At 76.0% G+C, this 396-nt stretch carries 1 protein-coding gene; it reads left to right on the top strand.

The features are described 5' to 3' along the window. A partial coding sequence (locus ACH13J_RS18390; RefSeq protein ID WP_449619232.1) for a HoxN/HupN/NixA family nickel/cobalt transporter occupies positions 1-396 on the top strand: 396 nt, incomplete at both ends.

The following is a 396-nucleotide window of genomic DNA, read 5'->3' as shown; positions in this document are numbered from 1 at the left end:
GGCGATGGCCTCGGGGCTGCAGGCGCTGCGCGCGGGTGACCCCGGCGCGCTGGCGGTGCTGCTGGCCACGTGCTTCGCCTACGGTTTCTTCCACGCCGCGGGGCCGGGGCACGGCAAGCTGCTCATCGGCGGCTACGGCGTCGGGCGGCAGGTGCCGGTCCTGCGGCTCTCGGTGCTGGCGCTGGCGGCCAGTCTCGCGCAGGCGGCGGCGGCGGTGGTGCTGGTCTATGCCGGGGTGCGCCTGTTCGAGCTGTCGCGCGGGGCGCTGACCGGGCTGGCCGATGACATCATGGCCCCGGCGAGCTACGCCGCCATCGCGCTGGTGGGGCTGTGGCTGGCGGGGCGGGGCCTGCGCCGGGCGTGGCGGGCGCGGCGGCTTCATCTTGCCGAAAATAC

This window comes from Roseovarius salis, from assembly GCF_044472985.1.
In the GTDB taxonomy this organism is placed as follows: domain Bacteria; phylum Pseudomonadota; class Alphaproteobacteria; order Rhodobacterales; family Rhodobacteraceae; genus Roseovarius; species Roseovarius salis.
The sequence above is the reverse complement of the archived record's forward strand: the minus strand, read 5'-3'. Positions and strand labels throughout refer to the sequence as shown.